The sequence below is a fragment of the Pseudomonas sp. NBRC 111132 genome (genome assembly GCF_001320565.1).
GTDB lineage: Bacteria > Pseudomonadota > Gammaproteobacteria > Pseudomonadales > Pseudomonadaceae > Aquipseudomonas > Aquipseudomonas putida_P.
Genome location: NZ_BCBI01000040.1, coordinates 33480 through 56477, shown reverse-complemented (window position 1 = coordinate 56477; position 22998 = coordinate 33480). Strand labels below are relative to the sequence as shown.

7 protein-coding genes are annotated in these 22998 nt (G+C 66.5%); all 7 read left to right on the top strand.

Going from position 1 to position 22998, the window contains the following annotated elements; genetic code table 11:
• Positions 1-15773 (top strand): BapA/Bap/LapF family large adhesin (locus tag APH35_RS18855; RefSeq protein ID WP_060515259.1); only part of this gene is annotated, 15773 nt, incomplete at its 5' end.
• 63 nt (positions 15774-15836) lie between these two features.
• Positions 15837-17273: a TolC family outer membrane protein gene (locus APH35_RS18850; protein ID WP_060515258.1), complete on the top strand. Its 1437-nt coding sequence runs from the start codon at positions 15837-15839 to the stop codon at positions 17271-17273.
• Positions 17270-19438 (top strand): type I secretion system permease/ATPase, encoded by a 2169-nt coding sequence (locus APH35_RS18845; protein WP_060515257.1) that lies wholly within the window; start codon positions 17270-17272, stop codon positions 19436-19438. The genes APH35_RS18850 and APH35_RS18845 overlap by 4 nt, the downstream gene beginning before the upstream one ends.
• Positions 19435-20619 (top strand): HlyD family type I secretion periplasmic adaptor subunit, encoded by a 1185-nt coding sequence (locus tag APH35_RS18840; protein ID WP_060515256.1) that lies wholly within the window; start codon positions 19435-19437, stop codon positions 20617-20619. The genes APH35_RS18845 and APH35_RS18840 overlap by 4 nt, the downstream gene beginning before the upstream one ends.
• Before the next feature lie 140 nt (positions 20620-20759).
• Positions 20760-21659, top strand: coding sequence for a chemotaxis protein (locus APH35_RS18835; protein WP_012270550.1), 900 nt, complete (start codon positions 20760-20762; stop codon positions 21657-21659).
• An 88-nt stretch (positions 21660-21747) separates the two neighbouring features.
• A complete protein-coding gene (locus tag APH35_RS18830) occupies positions 21748-22059 on the top strand; it encodes a hypothetical protein (protein ID WP_012270549.1) in 312 nt (103 codons plus the stop codon).
• Entirely contained in the window at positions 22056-22790 is a 735-nt protein-coding gene (locus APH35_RS18825; protein WP_060493621.1) for a YkgJ family cysteine cluster protein, read from the top strand. Before APH35_RS18830 ends, APH35_RS18825 begins: the two co-directional genes overlap by 4 nt.
• The last annotated feature ends 208 nt before the right edge of the window (positions 22791-22998 follow it).

Genomic DNA, 22998 nt, shown 5'->3' with positions numbered 1-22998 from the left:
GCGCCGTGGTCGGCCCGACTGGCGCGTTCAGCATCAACCTCAACCCACCGCAGGTAGATGGTGAAGTACTGCAGGCCACTGCCACCGATGCCGCTGGTAACACCTCTGTGGCCAGTTCGGTCACCGCGCCGGACATCGACGGCGGTGATACCACGCCACCAGATGCCCCATCCAACCTGGTCATCGGCCTGGCCGGCAGCCAACTCAGTGGTCGCGGCGAAGCCGGCACCACCGTCCAGGTGCGAGACGCCGCAGGCAACATCATCGCGACCGGCACCGTCGGCCCGGATGGCACCTTTACCGTCACCCTGGACCCTGCCGTCATTGACGGCAGTACCTTGCAGGTGACCCTCACCGATGCTGCTGGCAACGTGTCGCAACCTGGCTCGGTCACCTCGGCCGACCTGCTGCCGCCCGCACAACCGACAGACTTGGCCCTGGCCGACGGCGTGACCTTCACCGGGCGCGGTGAGCCCGGCGCCACTGTGCAAGTGCGCGACGCTGCAGGTACGGTCATCGGCACGGGTATCGTCGGTGCCGACGGCCTGTTCAGCCTCACCCTGTCGCCTGCCCAAGCCAACGGCGAAGCGCTCGACGTGCGCCTGGTGGATGCCACCGGCAACACCTCGGCCCCGCTGCAGTTCGATGCCCCCGACATCACCCCGCCCGATGCTGTCAGCAATATTCTGGTTGGCCCGGGTGGCGCGGCGCTCAGTGGGCGTGGCGAACCGGGTGCCACCGTCGAAGTGCGCGATGCCAACGGCAACGTGATCGGCACGGGTGTGGTCGGTGCCAACGGCACCTTCCTGATCGACCTCAACCCAGCCGCGCAGCCGGGTGAACACCTGAGCCTGGTGCAAACCGACCCGAGCGGCAACGAATCCGTGGCCCTGGAGTACGACGTTCCGCTGACCACCGCCCCCGATAGCCCGAGCAACCTGGCCATCGATGCCGACGGCACAACGCTCACCGGTACCGCGCCGGCTGGCAGCCGCGTGGAAGTGCATGATGCCAACGGCACGCTGATCGGCAGCGCTATCGCCAATGCCGATGGCAGTTTCAGCATCGAACTGAATCCGGCCCAAGCCAATGGCGAACTGCTGGACGTGGTCGCCATCGATGGCAGCGGCCTTTCGTCGCTGCCAGCGCAGGTCACCGCACCGGACATCACTGCGCCAGCTGCACCAACCGAACTGACAGTCAATGCCAACGGTACTGTGGTTACCGGCCGCGCCGAACCGGGCAGCACCGTGCGTATCCTGGCAGCCGATGGCACTGAACTGGGCACCGCCGTGGTCGGCCCGACCGGCGTGTTCAGCATCAACCTGACCCCGCCACAAGTAGACGGCGAAGTGCTGCAAGCGACCGCCACCGATGCCGCTGGTAACACCTCTGTGGCCAGTTCGGTCACTGCGCCGGACATCGACGGCGGTGATACCACGCCACCGGATACCCCATCCAACCTGGTCGTCGGCCTGGCCGGCAGCCAACTCAGTGGTCGCGGCGAAGCCGGGACCACTGTCCAGGTGCGAGACGCCGAAGGCAACATCATCGCGACCGGCACCGTCGGCCCGGATGGCACCTTTACCGTCACCCTGGACCCTGCCGTCATTGACGGCAGTACCTTGCAGGTGACCCTCACCGATGCTGCTGGCAACGTGTCGCAACCGGGCTCGGTCACCTCAGCCGACCTGCTGCCGCCCGCACAACCGACAGACTTGGCCCTGGCCGACGGCGTGACCTTCACCGGTCGCGGCGAGCCGGGCGCCACTGTGCAAGTGCGCGATGCTGCAGGTACGGTCATCGGCACGGGTATCGTCGGTGCTGACGGCCTGTTCAGCCTCACCCTGTCGCCTGCTCAAGCCAACGGCGAAGCGCTCGACGTACGCCTGGTGGATGCCGCCGGCAACACCTCGGCCCCGCTGCAATTCGATGCGCCGGACATCACCCCGCCAGCGATCGTCAGCAATATCGTGGTCGGCGGTGACGGCCTGGCCCTGAGTGGTCGCGGCGAAGCCGGCGCCACCGTGGAGGTGCGCGATGCCAATGGCACCTTGCTCGGCAGCGGCGTGGTCACGGCCAATGGCACCTTCCTCGTCGACCTTTCACCCGCCGTGCAGCCAGGCGAGCAACTGAGCCTGGTACAGACCGACCCAAGCGGCAATGCCTCTGCGCCACTGCAGTTCGAAGTGCCGGTCACCACTGCACCTGCCAGCCCCACCGACCTGGTGTTCGCCGAGGACGGCAGCAGTATCAGCGGTACGGCACCTGCCGGCAGCCGTGTGGAAGTGCATGATGCCAACGGCACGCTGATTGGCAGTGTGATAGCGGGCCCCGATGGCAGCTTCACCGTCACCCTCGCCCCAGCCCAGGCCAATGGCGAACTGCTGGATGTGCTGGCCATCGATGGCAACGGCGCTGCGTCGCTGCCGGTGCAAGTCACCGCGCCAGACATCACCCCACCGGTTACCCCGAGCGAACTGGTGATCAATGCCGACGGCAGCGTGGTCACTGGCCGCGCCGAGCCGGGCAGCACCGTACGCGTGCTGGCCGCCGACGGCACCACCGTGCTGGGTAGCGTGGTCGTTGGCGCTACCGGCAGCTTCAGCATCACCCTCGACCCGCCACAGGTAAACGGCGAGGTGCTGCAAGTCACTGCTACCGATGCGGCGGGCAATGCTTCCACCGCTGGCAGCCTTACCGCGCCAGATATCGACGGCGGCGACACCACCCCACCGGATGCCCCGACCAACCTGGTGATCAACGCTGCCGGCAACCAGCTGAGCGGTCGTGGCGAAGCCGGTGCCAGCGTTCAGGTGCGCGATGGCGCTGGCACCGTAGTGGCCACGGGCACGGTCAACCCGGATGGCACTTTCGCCATCACGTTGAGCCCAGCCATCACCGACGGCAGTACCCTGCAAGTCACCCTGACCGACGCTGCCGGTAATGTCTCGCAACCCGGCGCTGTCGCCGCGCCAGACCTGCAGGCCCCGGCGCAGCCAACCGAGTTGGCCCTGGCCGATGGTGTCACCTTCACCGGCCGTGGCGAGCCCGGCGCCACCGTGCAGGTGCGCAATGCCGCCGGCAGCCTGATCGGCACTGGCCTGGTCAACGAGGACGGCACTTTCACCGTCACCTTGTTCCCGGCCCAGGCCAATGGTGAAGCACTGGACATTCGCGTGGTGGACGCCGCTGGCAACAGCTCGACGCCGCTGGCGTTCACCGCACCGGACATTACCCCGCCAGCCGCCGTCAGCAATATCGTGGTCGGCGCCGATGGCCTGGTGCTCAGTGGCCGTGGCGAGGCAGGTGCCACCGTACAAGTACGTGACGCCAACGGCACTGTCATCGGTACCGCCACCGTTGGTGCCAACGGCACCTTCCTGATCGACCTCGACCCCGCCGCGCAGCCGGGCGCTCAGTTGAGCCTGGTGCAGACCGATGCCAGCGGCAACGCCTCCGTGGCCCTGCAATATGAAGTGCCGGTAACCACCGCGCCAGCCAGCCCAGGCGACCTGGTTGTGGCTGCGAACGGCAGCAGCATCACCGGTACAGCGCCGGTGGGCAGCCGGGTGGAAGTACACGATGCCAACGGCACGCTGGTCGGCAGTGTGGTGGTGGGTGCTGGTGGCACCTTCACCGTCATCCTCAACCCGGCACAGGCCAACGGCGAGCTGCTGGATGTGGTGGCCATCGACGGCAGCGGCGCTTCGTCGCTGCCAGTGCAAGTCACCGCGCCAGACATCACCCCACCGGTTACCCCGAGCGAACTGGTGATCAGTGCCAACGGCAGCGTGGTCACCGGCCGCGCCGAAGTGGGCAGCACCGTGCGCGTGCTGGCCGCCGATGGCACCACTGTGCTGGGTAGCGTGGTGGTGGGCGCCACCGGCAGTTTCAGTATCACCCTCGACCCACCACAGGTGAATGGTGAGGCGCTGCAAGTCACCGCCACCGACGCAGCCGGCAATGCCTCCACCGCCGGCAACATCACCGCGCCGGACATCGACGGTGGCGATACCACGCCACCAGATGCCGCCACCAACCTGGTAGTCGGGCTGGCCGGCGCCCAGCTCAATGGCCGTGGCGAGGCCGGTGCCAGCGTGCAAGTGCGCGATGCCCAGGGCACTGTACTGGCCAGCGGCACGGTTAACCCCGACGGCACCTTCCAGATCACCCTCAACCCACCGGTGAAGGATGGCAGCACCCTGCAAGTGGTGCTGACCGACGCCGCTGGCAATGCCTCCACACCGGCTACGGTGGTTACCCCAGACCTGCAGGCCCCGGCCCAGCCGACCGGCCTGGCCTTGGCCGACGGTGTGACCCTGAGCGGCAGCGGCGAGCCAGGCGCGACCGTGCAGGTACGCGATGCCTCGGGCAACCTGCTCGGTACCGGCCTGGTCAACGAGAATGGCAGCTTCAGCGTCACCCTGTCGCCGGCCCAAGCCAATGGCGAAGTGCTCGACGTCCGCCTGGTCGATGCCGCTGGCAACGTTTCTTCCCCACTGCAGTTCGACGCCCCGGACATCACCGCGCCCGCCGTGGTCAGCAACATCGTGGTCGGTGCCGACGGCCTGACCCTGAGTGGTCGCGGCGAAGCCGGTGCCAGCGTGGAGATACGCGATGCCAATGGCACGCTGATCGGTAGCGGCACCGTGACTGCGAACGGCACCTTCCTGATTGGCCTCGACCCGGCAGCGCTGCCGGGTGAACGCCTGAGCCTGGTGCAGACCGACCCGAGCGGCAACGCTTCCCAGGCCCTGACCTACGACGTGCCACTGGTGGTCACGCCGACCAGCCCAAGTGAACTGGTGGTGGCCGCTGACGGCGGCAGCATCAGCGGCGCTGCCCCGGCTGGCAGCCGCGTGGAAGTGCACGACGCCAACGGCACGCTGGTTGGCAGCATCGTGGTCGGTGCCGAGGGCACCTTCACCGTGGTGCTCACGCCGGCCCAGGCCAATGGCGAGTTGCTGGACGTCGTGGCCATCGACAACAACGGCACCTCGTCGCTGCCGGTGCAGGTCACCGCACCCGACATCACGCCACCTGTAGCGCCGAGCGACCTGGCAATCAATGGCGACGGTACCGTCGTCAGCGGCCGCGCAGAAGCCGGCAGCACCGTGCGTGTGTTGGCCGCCGATGGCACTACTGTGCTGGGCAGCGTCGTGGTGGGGGCCAGTGGCGCCTTCAACATCGGCCTCACACCGCCACAAGTGGCGGGCGAACAATTGCAAGTGACCGCCACCGACACCGCAGGCAATGCCTCCACGGCCGGCACAGTCACCGCGCCGATCGTGGACAATGGCGGCGACACCACGCCACCGGCGCCGGCCACCGACTTGGCCATCAGCAACGATGGCCGCACGGTCTCCGGCCGTGGCGAAGTGGGTGCCACTGTAGAAGTGCGCAACGATCAGGGCCAAGTGCTGGCAAGCGGCACCGTTCAGCCCGATGGCAGCTTCAACGTGCAACTGCCAAGCCCGGTGGTGGATGGCTCGGCCCTGCAGGTGACCCTGACCGATGCCGCCGGCAACGTCTCCACGCCCAGCCCGCTGACAGCGCCAGACCAGGTGGCACCACTGCAACCGACCGGCCTGGTGCTGACCAATGGCGACAGCCTCGCCGGCATTGCCGAAGGGGGCGCAAGGGTGGAGGTGAAAGATGCCTCGGGCAACCTGATCGGCAGCGTCATCGTCGCACCGGATGGCAGTTTCAGCCTGACCCTCGACCCGCCACAGGCCAATGGCGAAACCCTGTCCATCACCGTGACCGACGCAGCAGGCAACACCTCGGTGCCGCTGAGCTACGTGGCCCCGGACATGACCGCACCGACGATCGTCACCGAGGTGGTGGCAGGTGATGGCAGCCTAACCGTGTCTGGCCGTGGCGAACCCGGTGCCACGGTGGAGGTACGGGATACACAGGGCGCCGCCCTTGGTAGCGGGATTGTCGGGCCAAACGGTACCTTCGTGGTCGATCTGGATGTACGACTGACCGCAGGCCAAACCATCGTCCTGGTGCAAACCGATGCCGCCGGCAATATCTCGGTGGGTGTCAGTGTGATCGTTACCGATACACCGCGGCCCGAAAGCCCGAGCGACGTGGTGGTGGCCGCTGATGGCTCCAGCGTTTCCGGTACCGCACCGGCAGGTACGCAGGTGCAGGTGCGTGACGCGCAGGGCAATGTGCTGGGCAGCGTCCAGGCCGGCCCGGATGGCAGTTTCACCATCGGCCTGACCCCAGCCCAGGCCAACGGCGAGGCTCTGGCTGTCGTGGCGGTCGATGGCGCTGGCAACAGCTCGCTGCCTACCCCGATCACCGCCCCCGACATCACCCCGCCCAATGAGGCCAGCGAACTGCAACTGAGCGCCGATGGCGGCCTGCTCACCGGCCGTGGCGAACCGGGCACCACCGTGCAGGTCATCAGCGCCGACGGTACCGTGCTGGGCAACGCCCAGGTCGGTGCCGATGGCGTGATCAGCGTGGTCCTGACCCCGCCGCAGACCGACGGCCAGGAGCTGGACGTGGTACTGCGCGACGCTGCCGGCAACAGCTCGACCGCCACCATCGTCGCGCCCGACACCGATGGCCCGCTGCAACCCTCGGGGCTGGCCATCGATACCGCTGGCCTTCACCTCACCGGCCAAGGTCAAAGCGGTTCCATCGTCACCGTGCGCGACGCCAACGGCAACGTGCTCGGCACCGCCACCGTGGGCGGCGACGGCCGCTTCGACGTCACCCTCAATGCAGCACAGCGCAATGGCGAAAGCCTGACTGTCGAAGCCACCGACACCCAGGGCAATAGCGCCGGGCCGGTGAACTTCACCGCACCGGACTCAACCCCACCGCAAGTGGTCACCAGCCCTGCCATCGACGGCACCGGCACCACGGTCACCGGCAACGGCGAACCGGGCGCCACCGTTACCGTGCGCGGGCCAGATGGCAGCGTACTGGGCAGCACGCTGGTCGGCGCTGGTGGCGCGTTCGAAATCACCCTCGACACGCCGCAGACCAACGGCCAGGCACTGACCGTGGAGCAACGCGACGCAGCCGGCAACCTTTCGGCGGCGGTCGACTTGGCGGCACCGGATACCCAGGCTCCCGATATACCCACCGGCCTTATCCTGGCTAGCGACGGCAGCAGCCTGAGCGGCAGCGGCGAGCCAGGTGCACAGGTGACCGTAACCGGCACTGGCGGCGCAGTACTGGGCACCGCAACGGTCCAGCCCGATGGCACCTTCCAAGTGACAATCGACCCGCCGCAGCTCAACGGCCAGACGCTGTCTGTCACTCAAGCGGACAATACGGGCAACGGCTCACTCGCGGGCACCGTTACCGCGCCTGACCTCGAGGCGCCACTGCCGGCGCAAGGCCTGGGCCTTGACCCTACCGGCACACTGCTCAGCGGCCAAGGCGAAGCTGGCAGCACCGTAGAGGTACGCAACGCTGCAGGCGATTTGCTGGGTACCATCCAGGTGGGTGCAGGCGGCACATTCGAAGTGCCGCTTAGCCCCGCCCAGACCAACGGCGAAGTACTGTCCGTGGTGCTGATCGATGGCGGCGGCAATGCCTCGCCGTCGGCCAGTTTCACCGCTGACGACAGCACGGCGCCAAACGCACCGGCCGGGCTCACCATCACCCCAGGCGGCAATGCCATCCAGGGTACCGGTGAAGCAGGCGCCACGGTTGAAGTGCGGCTTACCGATGGCACGCTGGTAGGCACCATCGTGGTACCCGTAGGCGGAAGCTTCACAGTGCCACTGTCGCCCGCCCAGCTGGACGGCCAGGCCCTCAACGTGACCCTGACCGATGTGGCTGGCAATGTATCGCAGCCCGGCCAGATCAATGCACCGGACATCACGCCACCGGCACTGCCCACCGACGTGGCCGTCAGCGGCGATGGCACGGCTGTCACTGGTAACGCACCTGGCGCCACCTCGGTGACCGTGAGCGATGGGGCCGGCAATGTGGTTACCGTCGCGGTCAACCCGGACGGCAGTTTCAGCGTGCCGCTGAATACCCCGCAAAACAATGGCCAGACCGTGACCGTGGTGGTGACCGACGCCGCCGGTAACAGCTCGGCGCCGGTCCCTGTCACCGCCCCTGACACAACCAACCCGGAACCTGCGACCGGCCTCACCGTGAGCCCGGACGGCAGCACGGTCGGCGGCACCGCCGAGCCTGGCAGCACAGTGGAAATCCGCAACCCGGATGACACCGTGCGCGGTACGGCAACCGTGGGGCCGGACGGCACCTTCGTGGTAGAGGTCGACCCACCGCTGACGACAGGCGAAACGGTCGATGTGGTCGTGATCGACCCTACCGGCAACCAATCGCCCGAAGTATCGCTGGCTGGCCCGGCCGGTACCGAAGCGGCCACGCCGTCGGCCCTCTCCATCAGCGCCGACGGCTTCCTGCTGACCGGCCAGGGCACGGTCGGCTCGCTGATAACCGTGACCTCCGGGGGCGTCACCCTGGGCACCGCCACGGTCGGCAGCGACGGCACCTTCCGAGTGTTCTTCCAGAATGCCCAGCTCAATGCCCAGACCTTGCAAGTCAGTGCCAAGGTTACCGTCGATGGCCTGCCTTCGGTGCCAGCCATCATCGTGGCCAATGACACCACGGCACCGAACGCACCGACCCAGGTAAACCTCAACGCCACCGGCAGCACGCTGACCGGTCAGGGCGAAGTGGGCGCAACCGTGCGCGTGACAGACGCGCAAGGCACTTTGCTGGGGACTACCACCGTCGGCAGCAACGGCCTGTTCAGCATCAGTTTCTCGCCAGCTGTGGCCAATGGACAGAACCTGATCGTCACCCAGGCCGACGCTGCAGGTAACGTTTCGCTCGCGGCCACCCTACAGGCACCCGACCTGCAAGCACCGCTGGCGGCCAGCAACCTGAGCCTCAACAGCGCAGCCACCGTGCTCAGCGGCCAGGGCGAAGCCGGTGCCAGCGTTACCGTACGCGATGCCAGTGGTGCCATCCTGGCCACAGGCACGGTCAACCAGAGCGGCCAGTTCCAGATCACCCTGCCCAGCGCGCAGGTCACCGGCAGCCCGCTGCAAGTCACCCTCAGCGATGCTGCGGGCAACGTGTCCGGCCCGGCCAGCCTGGCCACGCCAGACCGCACGCCACCCGCGGCCATCAGTAACCCGCTGTTGAGCCAGGACGGCCGGCAGCTGTCCGGCAGCGGTGAAGTGGGCGCTACCGTGCAGGTACGCAACGCCGCCGGCACCGTGCTCGGAACCGCCACGGTGGGCGCCGACGGTCGCTTCACGGTGACCTTCGACACCCCGCAAACCAGCGGCCAGCCCATCGGCGTTACGCAAGTGGATGCCGCCGGCAACACTTCGCCAGCGATCAACGTGCCAACCCCGGACCTCACCCCGCCAGCGCCGCTGACCAACGTGGCGCTGAACAACAACGGCCTGACCCTGACTGGCCTGGGCGAAGCCGGCGCCACGGTCACCGTTCGCGGCCCGGACGGCACCATCATCGGCACCGGCCTGGTGGCAGCCAATGGCAGCTTTACCCTTACCCTCAACAGCGCCCAGCTCAACGCCCAGCACCTGAGCGTCACCCAGACCGACGCGGGCAACAACACCTCCACCCCCGTGGCCGTCACCGCGCCGGACTTCACCCCACCTGCGGCGCCGACAGCCCTGGCCCTGTCCGGTACCGGGCTGCAGCTGACCGGTAACGCCGAGGCCGGCAGCACCGTGACCGTGCGCGATGCCAGCGGCAATGTGCTGGGCACTGCGTTAGCCAGCAGCAACGGCACTTTCCAGGTCACCCTGAACAGCGCCCAGACCAATGGCCAGACCCTGCAAGTGACCGCCACTGACGCCGCCGGCAACGTGTCGACGGCCGCGCCTTACACCGCCGCCGATACCACGCCACCAGCAGCCGTGACCAACCTGGCGGTCTCCGCCAATGGCGTCACCCTGACAGGCAACGGCGAGGCAGGCGCAACGGTTACCGTACGGGCACCGGACGGTACCGTGCTGGGCAACGCCACGGTCGCGGCGGACGGTCACTTCAGCGTGACCTTGTCGCCGGCCGCGATCACGGGTGAAAGCCTCAGCGTGGTTCAAACCGATGCTGCACAGAACGTTTCCCCTGCGCAAAGCGTCACCGCGCCGGGCGTGCTGGCACCGGCCACACCGGACAACCTGGTACTGGCGGCCGACGGCCTGTCGGTGACCGGCACCGCCGCAGCGGGTAGCACGGTCAAGGTGTATGGCCCCAATGGCGTACTGCTGGGCAGCAGCCCGGTCGCCAACGACGGCACCTTCACTGTCAACCTGGGCAGTGCCCAGGCCAATGGCGAAGTGTTGCAAGTGAACGCCACCGGCAGTGACGGCGCAGTTTCGCTGCCGGCTACCTTGCAGGCGCCGGACACCACGGCGCCGCAACCACTGACCAACCTGGTGCTGTCCAACGACGGCCTGGTGCTCAGTGGCCACGGTGAGGCAGGCGCGACCGTTACCGTGATTGGCGAAGGCGGTATCGACCTGGGTACCGCCCTGGTCGACGCCAACGGCAACTTCAGCGTCAACCTGAGTGCTGCGCAGATCAACGGCGAACAGCTCAGCGCCAGCCAAGCCGATGTGGCCGGCAACGAGTCCAATAGCGTCAGCCTGACAGCCCCTGACCGCGTCGCGCCGGATGCTGCTGGCAACCTGGCTTTTGCCGGGGGTGGCAGCCTGCTCAATGGCACCGGCGAAGCGGGTGCGGCTGTGCGTGTTATCGCCGCCGATGGCACGGTGCTGGGCAATGCCACGGTGCGAGCCGATGGTACCTTCCAGGTCAACTTCACCTCGCCTCAAGCCAACGGCCAACAGGTGCAAGTGGTGCTGACGGACGCCGCTGGCAACCAGTCTGCCGCCAGCGCCATTACCGCCCCCGATACCACACCACCAACAGCACCCAGCGAACTGGCCGTTTCCGGTGATGGCGTCACCCTCACCGGGCGCGGCGAAGCTGGCGCGCTGGTAACCGTGACCAACCCGGCAGGCGAGGCCATTGGCAGTGCCACCGTCGATGCCAGCGGCCACTTCACCATCACGCTGAACCCTGCGCTGGGCAACGCCGAGCTGCTCAGCTTCACCCAGGCCGATGCGGCCGGCAACGTGTCGCCAGTGGCCACCCTGCAGACCCCGGACTTCACCCCACCGGCGCCGCTCACCCAAGTGGTGATCAATGCCGACGGCAGCGTGGTCAGCGGCCTGGGCGAAGCCGGTGCGACGGTGATCGTCAGCAACGCCGCGGGGGTCGTACTGGGCACGGGCACCGTGCTTGCCGACGGCAGCTTCCACGTCGAACTGTCTCCTGCACAAATCAACAATCAGACACTGTCGGTGCTGCAGGCCGACCCACCTGGCAACGTCAGCCTGCCGGTCAATGTGCAGGCGCCGGACCTTACGCCGCCTACCGCGGCAACCGAGCTGCGGCTCAATGCAGCGGGCGATGAACTGGGTGGTGTCGGCGAAGTGGGCGCCACGGTGCGCGTGTACGTCGGCACTACGCAGATCGGTACCGCCGTGGTGGCAGCCAATGGCACCTTCGTGGTCGAGCTGACGACAGCGCAGCTCAATGGCCAGGTTCTGCAAGTGACCCTGACCGATGCCGCCGGCAACGTCTCGCCAATCAGTTCGGTCACGGCGGTTGACACCACGCCACCGGCCACCGTGATTGCGTCCATCAACGACGGCGGCACACAAGTGGTGGGTACCGCTGAAGCCGGCACCCGTGTCACCGTGATCAACAACAATGGCGACCTGCTCGGCCAGGTGACGGTCGACCCGGACGGCACCTTCGTCCTTGACCTGAACCGCCCGCAAATCAACGGCGAGACACTGACCATCATCGCCCAGGACGCCACCGGCAACCCGTCGGCGCCACTGACAGTGACTGCGCCAGACCTGACGCCACCCGTGCAGCCGACCAACCTGCTGCTCAACCCTGCAGGTACGTCGATGACGGGTACGGCCGAAGCCGGCACCACCATCACGGTACGTGGCCCGAACAACAACATCGTAGGCACGGTGGAAGTCGGTGAAAACGGCCAGTTCACGGTGCCGATCAGCCCGGCGCAGAACAACGGCCAGCTGCTGACGGTGGTATCCACGGACGATGCCGGCAATGCTTCGGTGGCTGTCCCCTACCAGACCAATGACACCTCGCCACCCGACGTGGTAACCAACCTGGCGATCAACAACGCCTATAACGTGCTGACTGGCAAGGGCGAAGCCAATGCCACAGTTACCGTCAGTTTCGGCGGCGTCGTGATTGGGACGGGCGTGGTGGATGCCGCTGGCAACTTCCAAGTAGCGCTTTCGCCAACACCGGGCTCAGCCGCAACCCTGACAGTGACGCAGTCCGACGGTATCAACACGTCTGCGGTCGCATCGTATGTCACCCCGCTGATCCCGCCACCGGAGCCACCTACCAACGTGATACTGGGCGGCAACGGCCTGACCTTGACGGGCAGTGCAACTACCGGCGCAAGCATTCGCGTCTACGATGCCGCAGGCAACCTGATCGGCTCAGGCGTGGCTAACCTCGGCGGCACCTTCACCTTGACGCTGAATGCGGCACAGCTCAATGGCCAACACATCTCGGTGACGGCAGTATCGCTGCTGGGCGGCGAATCGCAGCCGGTCTTCCTGCAAGCGACTGACATTACACCACCGGCCAATCCGCTGGTGACCGGCTTGTCCATCAATGGCCTGGTGCTGACCGGCACGGGTGAAGCCGGTGCCACGGTGACAGTGCGCGACGCCAGCAACAACGTGCTCGGCACCGCGCTGGTGAATGGCGGAGGCGTGTTCACCGTCAACCTGAACGCCGCGCAACTCAACGGCCAGGTACTGGGCGTGAGCCAGGCTGACGCCGCGGGCAATGTGTCCGGCAGTACCAGCTACACCGCCGCCGACCTGCAGCCACCTGCCGCGCCGAACAACGTCACCATCAACGGCGCGGGTACCGTACTCACCGGTAACGGCGAAGCAGGCGCGATCGTCACGGTCCAAGGCCCGAGCGGTCAGGTCGGTACTGGCGTGGTCCTCGCCAATGGCACCTTCAGCATCACACTGGCGTCGCCACAGAACGACGGGCAATTGCTGGTAGTGCGCCAGTCGGACGCTGCGGGCAATTTGTCGGCCAGCACCAGCTTGACCGCACCGGACACCACCCCGCCCGCCGCCCCGCTGGCCACCATCAACGCCAACGGCACCGCGGTCAGTGGTTCTGGCCAGATCGGCAGCACGGTCACCGTGCGCAACAGCGCCGGCACCGTGCTGGGAACCGCGACGGTGGGCAGCAACGGCCTGTTCGTGGTCAGCCTGACGGCGGCGCAGATCGACAACCAGGCGCTGAGCGTCACCCTCACCGACAGCGCCGGCAACGTGTCCACCAGCACGGGGCTGACCGCACCGGACCTGACCCCGCCTGCGGCTGCCGGCAACCTGCTGTTCAGTGCCGACGGCAGTACCCTCACCGGTACTGGCGAAGTGGGTGCCACCGTGACCGTACGCAGCGCCAGCGGTACCGTGCTGCAAACCACAACGGTGCAGGCCAACGGCACCTTCAGCGTGACCCTGAGCCCGCCTCAGGACAACGGCCAGGTCCTCTCGGTGACCCTCAGCGACCCGCGCGGCAACGTGTCGGGCAACGTCAACGTCACCGCGCCGGATGTGGATGCCAACGCGCCGGTCATCGCCAGCGACAACCTGGCCACGGCCACGGTCAACCTGGCACCGGTCACCGCCACCAAGACCTACACCGACAGCTTCACCACGCTGCTGTCTGGCTTCACCAAGACCTACACCTGGACGGTGGCGGCCGGCACCACAGCCGACCCGACCCTGACACTGACCACCAACAGCGTGCTGGCCCTGCTCAACAACTCCAGCTTCACCCTGCAGGTGAAAGACGCCAGCGGCGCCTGGGTGACCATCGCCACCGGCAACACCCAGGGGCTGCTCGACCTGATCGTGCTGCCGCTTGGCCTGCAGGTGGATATCGGCGTGCTGCAAGCCGGTGACTACCGCCTGACAGTCGGCAGTGGCGGCATTGGCCTGGTCACCAACGTCACCACCTCGCTGGACATCACCTCCACCAGCCTGACCCAGTTCACCGGCACCGGCACTGCCACCTCGGGCAACGTCATCACCGATGTGGGCACCGACGGCGCCGTGGACGCCCGTGGCCCGGACAGCGCCGCCGTGCTGCAAGTGTTGAAGAACGGCAGCTACGTCTCGGCCGGTACGTCCACCACGGTGCAGGGCCTGTATGGCACCCTGGTGATCAGTGCCGACGGCAGCTACACCTACACGCCGAACGGCAGCCCGAACAGCGTCGGCAAGGTAGACGTGTTCAGCTACCAACTGGTGCACCCGAACGGCCTGTCCGATACCGCCAACCTGTACGTGCGTATCGACAGCCCGCAGGCCAACGAGGTGTGGAGCAACATCAACTACGCAGCGCCCGCCACGGTGGTCGACGCGGTCAACGATGTCGGCTTCAGCCACCTCACCCTGGCCAACCGGGTGGACACCAGCAGCAGTACGCTGGGTTCGCTGAGCCTGCCCTTGGTTGGTTCGCGCCAGGCGACCTACACCACCACGGTGGCCGCCGATACCACCGCAAACCTACAGGTGGTGGTCAACTCCACCAACCTGTTGAGCTTGCTCAACGGCACCACCATCGAACTGCTCAAGCTCAACCCGGCCACCGGCCAGTACGTGCTGGTGCAGTCGGTGCCGGGTGGTTCGCTGATCAGCCTGCTGGGTGGCGGCGCCGGCTATACCTTCCAGAACCAGGGGGCCGGCACCTACCACGTACGTGTCACCGCCGGCGGCATCGGCCTGCTCAGCTCCATCACCACCAGCCTGAACGCCACCACCACGCACCTGACCGAGTTCGTGGTCAGTGGTGCAACGGCAGCTACCGGTAACCTGCTGACTGACGACAACGTAGGTTCGGCACTGACCGTGCTGAGCGTGCTGACAGCGGCCAACACCTACACCATCCCGGGCTACAACGGGGTGAGCGTTGCCGGCACCTATGGCACCTTGCTGGTGCATGCCGACGGCAGTTACACCTACACCCTCAACGCGGGGCTCACCTCGGCGGCGGTCGGCCAGCATGACACCTTCACCTACGAGCTGACCCACCCCAACGGCACCACCGACACCGCAACGCTGACCATCAACCTGGACAATGCCGCCGGCCTGGTCACGACTACATCGCTGCTGGCCGACAGCGGTGACGAAGCCGTGGCGCTGGCCAGCCTGGCAGCCGCCACCGATGTGATCGCCGGCACCGACGGCAACGACCACCTCGATGGCAGCCAGGGTGGCCACATCACCCTGCAGGGTGGTGCGGGTGACGACACGCTGGTGGTGGTCGACCAGAACTTCGCCAGCGTTGACGGCGGCACGGGGACCGACACCCTCCTGTGGGGCGGCGGTGATGCCAGCATCGACCTGGGCAACCTGGCCGGGCGGGTGCACGACATCGAAATCATCGACCTCAACGACACCAGCTCGGTGGCGCTGACCCTCAACCTGGCGGACGTGGTGGCAATCACCGAAACCGGCACCGACACCCTGGTCATCAAAGGGGACGACAAAGACTCGGTTCACATGACGGACAACTGGACGCTGGTCGGGAACCAAACCGTCGACGGCATCGACTATAACCAATACACGGCTCAGGAGGATCCAAGCCATCACCTGTGGGTACAGAACGGTATCCATGTGGTCTGAAGCCGCTGCAAACCCGCCGAGCCTATGCCCGGCGGCATGGACGACCAGCAGTAAGGGAACTATGTGAAGCGAAGCAGTCCGCTGTCACCGCTGTTGCTGGGAGCCTTCGGGCTCCTGGCCCTTGACTTCCACCCGGTTGCCCACGCAGCCGATGACATAGACCCCCAACTACGCCAGATCGGGCCATCGCTGTTACGCGATGCGCCCGAAGCGGTGCCCTCCCGCCCGCCAATCGGCATGGCCCCGGTCGCCAGCGGCGAGCGCCTGGGGTTGACCGATGCGGTGCTGCAGGCCGCACAGTGGCACCCAAGCATCGCCGAGGCCGTCGGCAACCTGTACAAGCAGGGCGAAGGCATCAACGTCGCCCGCGCCGGGTACTACCCGCAAATTTCCGGCGGTATCCGCACCGGTTATGACACCGGCTACGGCGGCGACCGCAACAGCCAGGCCTTGAACCTGTCGCTCAAGCAAATGCTCTATGACTTCGGCAAGGTCGACAGCGCCGTCAGCGCGGCCCAGGCCGCCGCCGCTCGCGCCCAGGCCAATATCCTGCTGGTGGTCGACGAACTGGCTCGCGACACCGCCTATGCCTGGATCGAAACCCGCCGCTACGAGCAACTGATGACCATCGCCCGCGACCAGGTTCGCGGGGTTGGCGACATTGCCGGCATGGCCCGCCAGCGCAGCGACATGGGCGCCAGCACCCGTTCCGACGTGGTGCAGGCCGAATCTCGTGTGGAAAGCGCCCGCGCCACGCTCGAGGAGTACCAGTCGCAGTACGAGCGCTGGCGCTCGACCCTGGCGGCGCTGATGGGGCGTGTTACCCCACCAGCTCTGACCGAGGATTCACCCGCCGAGCTGAACCAGGCCTGCAAGCGCCCCGCGCAGGGCGATGACCGCCTGCCTGCGGTGCTGATGGCCCTGGCCCAGCGCGCCCAAGGCCAGGCCGAGCTGGCCCAGGCCAAGGCGGAGGCCTACCCGACGGTGTCGTTGCAACCGCAGGTCAACCATTACCTGGACAACGACTACAACCGCGACAACTCACGCATGGACCGCACCCAAGCGGGCATCTACCTGAACGTCGAAGTGCCCATTTACCAGGGCGGTGCCATCAGTGCCCGCACCCGCGCTGCCGGCCATGCGCTGACCGCCGCCGATTCCGCCGAAGATGCAGCACGCCTGCAGGCGCGTCGGGGCCTGGCCGAGGCCATGGCGCAAACCTCCGGGCTGGGCCGCCGGCTGACGTCGCTGGAAGCGCGCCAGGTCAGCATCCAGGAAGCACGCATGCTTTACGGCCGCCAATACCTGGACCTGGGCACGCGGCCACTGCTCGACCTGCTCAACGCCGAGCAGGAGATCTACCAGTCACGCTTCGAACTTGCCGGCACCCGCTCCGACCTGCTGCGCCTGGATGTCGACTGCCTGTACAACACCGGCGCCCTGCGCACGGCCTTTGGCCTTGAGGGGCGCAACCTGCAAGGTGTGGAGATCCAGCCATGAGCGATCCGATCAATGTAACCCTGCCCAACCAGGCGCCTGCCCCAGCGGCCGAAGAAGCTCATCGGCCAGACCTTGGGCCGTGGCTGGAAGTGATGCTTCAGGTCGCGCACCACTACCGCCTGGACGTGTCGCCCCAGCGCATTCGCCTGGCCGCCGTGGAGGATGCTCGCCCACTGGACGAAATCCTCCGGCATATGGCCCGTCAGGCCGGGCTGGCCCTGCGCTTCGTGCGCTTCGATGCCAAGGGCCTGCGGCAATGGCGCACGCCGCTGGTGCTGGAGCTGGACGATGGCCAGCTGGCAGTGGTCGAGTCGGTGACCGAAGAGGACGACGTGGCGGTGGTGTTCGCCGGCGACCAGGGCCTGACCTCGCGCCTGCCACGCGACACCCTCAAGGGCCGCATCAACCGCGTTGCCCTGCTGCGCCCGGCAAGGCCGCTGCGTGACGTGCGCACCGACGACTACACCGCGCCCTACGACCGCCACTGGTTCGCCCGCATCGTGCTGCGCGACCTGCGCCCCTATGGCCAGGTGATGGTCGCCTCGCTGGTGGCCAACGTGCTGGCGCTGGCCGGGGTGCTGTTCTCGATGCAGGTGTACGACCGGGTGATCCCGGCCGAATCCCTGCCAACCCTTTACGTGCTGTTTGGTGGCGTGGTGCTGGCACTGGTGTTCGACTTCAGCATGCGCCTGCTGCGGCTGAAGGTGACCGACCTGCTCGGCAAACGCGCCGACTTGCGGGTAAGCGACCTGGTCTACGGGCATGCCCTGCGCCTGCGCAACTCGGTGCGGCCGAAATCCACTGGCTCGTTCATCTCGCAACTGCGCGAACTGGAGTCGATTCGCGATCTGATCACCTCAAGCACCGCCACGGCGCTGGCCGATCTGCCGTTCTTTCTGCTGTTCCTGTTGGTGTTCTGGCTGATCGGCGGCGTGCTGGTGTTCATCCCACTGGTCGCGTTGCTGGCCATGGTCCTGCCCGGGTTGCTCGCGCAACGGCGCCTGGCACGGCTTGCCAATGCCTCGATGCGCGAGTCGGCGCTGCGCAACGCCATGCTGGTAGAGAGCATCCAGGGCATGGACGAGATCAAGGCACTGCAGGCCGAGGCACGCTTCGAGCGGCAGTGGAACCAGTACAACGCGGCTTGCGCGCACACCAACCTGCGCCTGCGCACCCTCACCAACGGCCTGGTGACCTGGACGCAGAACGTGCAGGGCGCGGTGTTCGCCGTGGTCATCGTGATCGGTGCACCCATGGTCATCGCCGGCGACCTCACGACCGGTAGCCTGGTGGCGGCGTCGATGCTGTCGTCGCGGATGATGGCCCCGCTGGCGCAACTGACCCATGTGCTGACCCGCTGGCAGCAAGCCAAGGTAGCCCTCCAGGGCCTGGACAAGCTGATGCAGTCGCCGGTCGACCACCCCGAAGGCGAAGCCCGCGTGCACCTGCCGGCCATCCGTGGCGAGTACCGCTTGCGCCAGGCCAACTTCCGCTACAGCGAAGAGTCCCCACCGGTACTGAACATCGGCCAGCTGGATATCCAGCCGGGCGAGCGCATTGCCGTGCTTGGGCGCAACGGTGCTGGCAAATCGACCTTGCTGCAAGCCTTGGGCGGGGCCATGGACCTGGTACAAGGCGAGATCAGCCTGGATGGCATCGCCATGGCCCACCTCGACCCTGCCGACCTGCGCCGTGATGTGGGCCTGCTGCCGCAATACGCGCGGCTGTTCCACGGCACCCTGCGGGAAAACCTCACCCTCGGCGCCGGCCAGGCCAGCGACCAGGAACTGGTGGCCGCGCTGGCCGCCACCGGCGCGCTGGACTTCGTCCGCCGTCTGCCCAAGGGCATGGACCACCTGATCCTCGAAGGCGGCCTGGGCTTGTCCGGCGGCCAACGCCAGGCCCTGGTGCTGTCGCGCCTGCTGGTGCGCCAGCCGCAGGTGCTGCTGCTGGACGAGCCGACCGCGTCGCTGGACGACATGACCGAGCGCAAGCTGCTGGATAACCTCGAACGCTTCTGCCAGGGCCGCACCCTGGTGATCGCCACCCACCGTCTGAGCGTGCTGCAACGGGTCGACCGCATTCTGGTGCTGGATGCCGGGCGCATCGTCATCGACGACGCGCGCGACGCCGCCCTGGCCAAACTGCAAGGAGCCCAGGCATGAGCAACCATGAACTTCCGGCCTCCTACCTGGACGGGCAGGACGATCAGGCGGTATTCCGCGCCGGCCGCATCATCACCCTTTGCGCGCTGATGCTGGCGGCGTTCCTGGCCTGGGCGGCCTGGTTCGAGGTGACCGAAGTGTCCACCGGTACCGGTAAGGTCATCCCCAGTTCGCGCGAGCAGGTGATCCAGTCATTCGAGGGCGGCATCGTTGCGCAGATGAGCGTGGCCGAAGGCGACCTGGTCGAGCGCGGCCAGGTGCTGGCCCAGCTCGACCCGACCAAAACCGCTTCCAGCGTTGGCGAAAGCGAAGCCAAGTACCGTGCCGCCAAGGCGAGCCAAGCCCGCCTGCAGGCAGAAGTGACCGGCAAACCGCTGACCTTCCCGGAAAGCCTGCGCGACTCTCCCGACCTGATCGATGCCGAAACCGCCCTGTACCAGACCCGACGCCGTGGCCTGGAACAGACCCTGGCTGGCATTCAGGACTCGCTGCAACTGGTGCGCAGCGAGCTGCAGATCACCGAGAACCTGGCGAAGATGGGCGCCTCCAGCCGGGTCGAGGTGATCCGCCTGAACCGCCAGCGTTCAGAGCTCGAGCTCAAGGCCAACGAAGCCCGCTCCGACTACCTTGTACGTGCCCGGGAAGAACTGGCCAAGGCCAGCGCCGAAGCGGACAGCCTGTCGGAAGTGATCCGCGGGCGCAGCGACTCGCTCACCCGCCTGACCCTGCGCTCGCCGGTGCGCGGCATCGTCAAGGACATCGAAGTCAATACCTTGGGCGGCGTGGTGCAACCGGGCGGCCAGGTAATGAAAATCGTGCCGATGGACGAGCGCCTGTTGATCGAAACCCGCATCGCCCCGCGTGACATCGCCTTCATCCACCCCGACCAGGCGGCCAAGGTCAAGATCAGTGCCTATGACTACTCGGTGTATGGCGGGCTGGATGGCAAGGTGGTGGGGATTTCGCCGGATACCCTGCAGGATGAGGTGAAGCCGGAGATCTACTACTACCGCGTGTTCATCCGCACCGAGCAGGACAGCTTGCAGAACAAGGCCGGCAAGCATTTCGCGATCGTGCCGGGGATGATTGCCACGGTGGATATCCGCACCGGTGAGAAGACCATCCTCGATTACCTGATCAAGCCCCTGAACCGGGCCAGGGAGGCCCTGCGCGAACGGTAGTGCATGCCTTGAGTTTTGTGTTGTTGGGGCGACCGAGCGCCGCCCCAACAACACAAAACTCAAGACAATCCCACCAACCCTAAAGCCCAACCCAAACAGGCCGATAACCGGTTATTCCCTGTTCCCCACCGAAGGTCACCATGGCCACGCAAAATGCCCGCGCGGACTCGCTGTCCCTGCTGCTGTTCACCCTGCGCAGCGGCAAGCTGATGGCAATCAACCTGCTCAAGGTCAGCGAGATCATTCCCTGCCCGTCTCTGACCAAGCTGCCCGAGTCGCACCCCCATGTGAAAGGTGTGGCAACCCTGCGCGGCCATTCGCTGTCGGTCATCGACCTGTCCCGCGCCATCGGTGAACAACCACTGGCCGACCCGCAGGGTGGCTGCCTGATCGTCACCGAGATCAGCCGCTCGCGCCAGGGCCTGCATGTGCAGGCGGTCAGCCGCATCGTGCATTGCCTGAGCACCGACATCAAACCGCCGCCCTATGCCTCGGGCAACCGCTCGTTCATCACCGGCGTGACCCGCGTCGACAACACCCTGGTGCAGGTGCTGGACATCGAGAAGGTCATTCACGCCATCGCCCCGCCCGTGGCGGAGCCTGCGCACGGCACCTTGAGCGAAGAAGACGCCAGCCTGCTGGCCGCCGCCAACATCCTGGTGGTGGACGACAGCCAGGTGGCCCTGCAGCAGTCGGTGCACACCCTTCGCAACCTGGGCATAGAGTGCCACACCGCACGCAGCGCCAAGGATGCCATCAACGTGCTGCTGGAGCTGCAGGGCACCGCGCAGGAGATCAACATCATCGTCTCCGATATCGAAATGAGCGAAATGGACGGCTACGCCTTCACCCGTACCCTGCGTGAAACACCCGACTTCCAGCACCTGTACGTGCTGCTGCACACCTCGCTGGACAGTGCCATGAGCAGCGAAAAGGCGACCCAGGCCGGGGCCAATGCCATCCTTACCAAGTTCTCTTCACCGGAACTGACCGATTGTCTGGTGGTGGCCGCGCGTACCGTGGTATTCGCCGAGCACTGATATATTCAGAGACAATCTCCCCGGCTTGCCGTCGGGGGTGAGTCGGGCATAATTTGCGCCCTTCGCAAGAAAATTGCCGGAATCACGTATGAAGTTTTTCAGCGCCATCCTGATCAGCTGTGCCCTCTTCAGCGGTATTGCCCAGGCCTCAAGCAGCCAGGCCTGGAACGAGCAGCGCCAGCAGATGCTAAAAGCCTGCTTGGCCGCCAGCCAGTTCAAGGACGCCCACGCCCGCGGCAAGCCCGCCGAGTTCGATGACCAGGTGGGCATGAGTGCCCTGCTCATTGAAGGCGTGTACCCGCAAAAGCACATGCAGAAGCGCACCGGCACCGAACTGTGCCTATACGACCGCCAGCACCAGCGTGCCTTCGTCAGCGAATGGAGCCCGGAAGCCAAGTGACCGACAGCTTGCGTTTCGGCTGTACCGGCTGCGGCAAATGCTGCACCGGGCACCATGTACCTTTGACCCTGGCCGAAGCGCGCCGCTGGGCGCAGGATGCAGGCCAGGTAATCGTGCTGATCGAGGCCTTCGTGACCGACGGCCCCGGTATGCCGCTGGAGCAGCGTGATCATGTGCTGCGCCGTTCCCATCCGGTGCAGTGCGGCGACGGCGAGGCACGCGTTTCGGTGACCTTTGCCGCATTCAACCCTGGGCGTTGCCGCAACCTCGACGACAACGACCTGTGCACCATCTATGACCAGCGCCCGCTGGTCTGTCGCATCTATCCGGTGGAAATCAACCCCCATATTCCGCTACGCCCGGACACCAAGGACTGCCCGCCGGAGGCCTGGCAACAGGGCCCGGAGCTGATCCATGGCACGCAGTTGGTCGACGCCGAGCTAAAGGCGCTGGTACAAGCCTCGCGCCAGGCCGACCGCGACGACATTGCCATCAAGGTGGCGGTGTGCCAGGCACTGGGCATGACGACCAGTGCGCTCAAGGGCAATGGGTTTACCGCGTACCTGCCAGACATGGGGGCGTTTGCCACGGCCCTGGCGCAGGTGCAGGGAGATGACGCCGCGCAGTGGACCTTGCATGTGCAGGATGAAGCGCTGACGGGGAGCTTGCAGGGGCTTGGTTTGCGCACGACCAACGAAACCCCGCTGTACTACGCCTTTATCGGTTTCTAGCCAAGACGCACGCCCCCCTTGTAGGAGCGGCCTTGTGTCGCGATCGGGCTGCGAAGCAGCCCCCGGATTTCGGCGTTACCCCATAGATTGCCGGGGCCGCTTCGCGGCCCGATCGCGACACAAGGCCGCTCCTACACGGAATCGTATTCTGCGGCAGGCGAAACTGACAGCGCTGTCAGCCAGCGGTCACGCTGCCGACCCGGTAGGG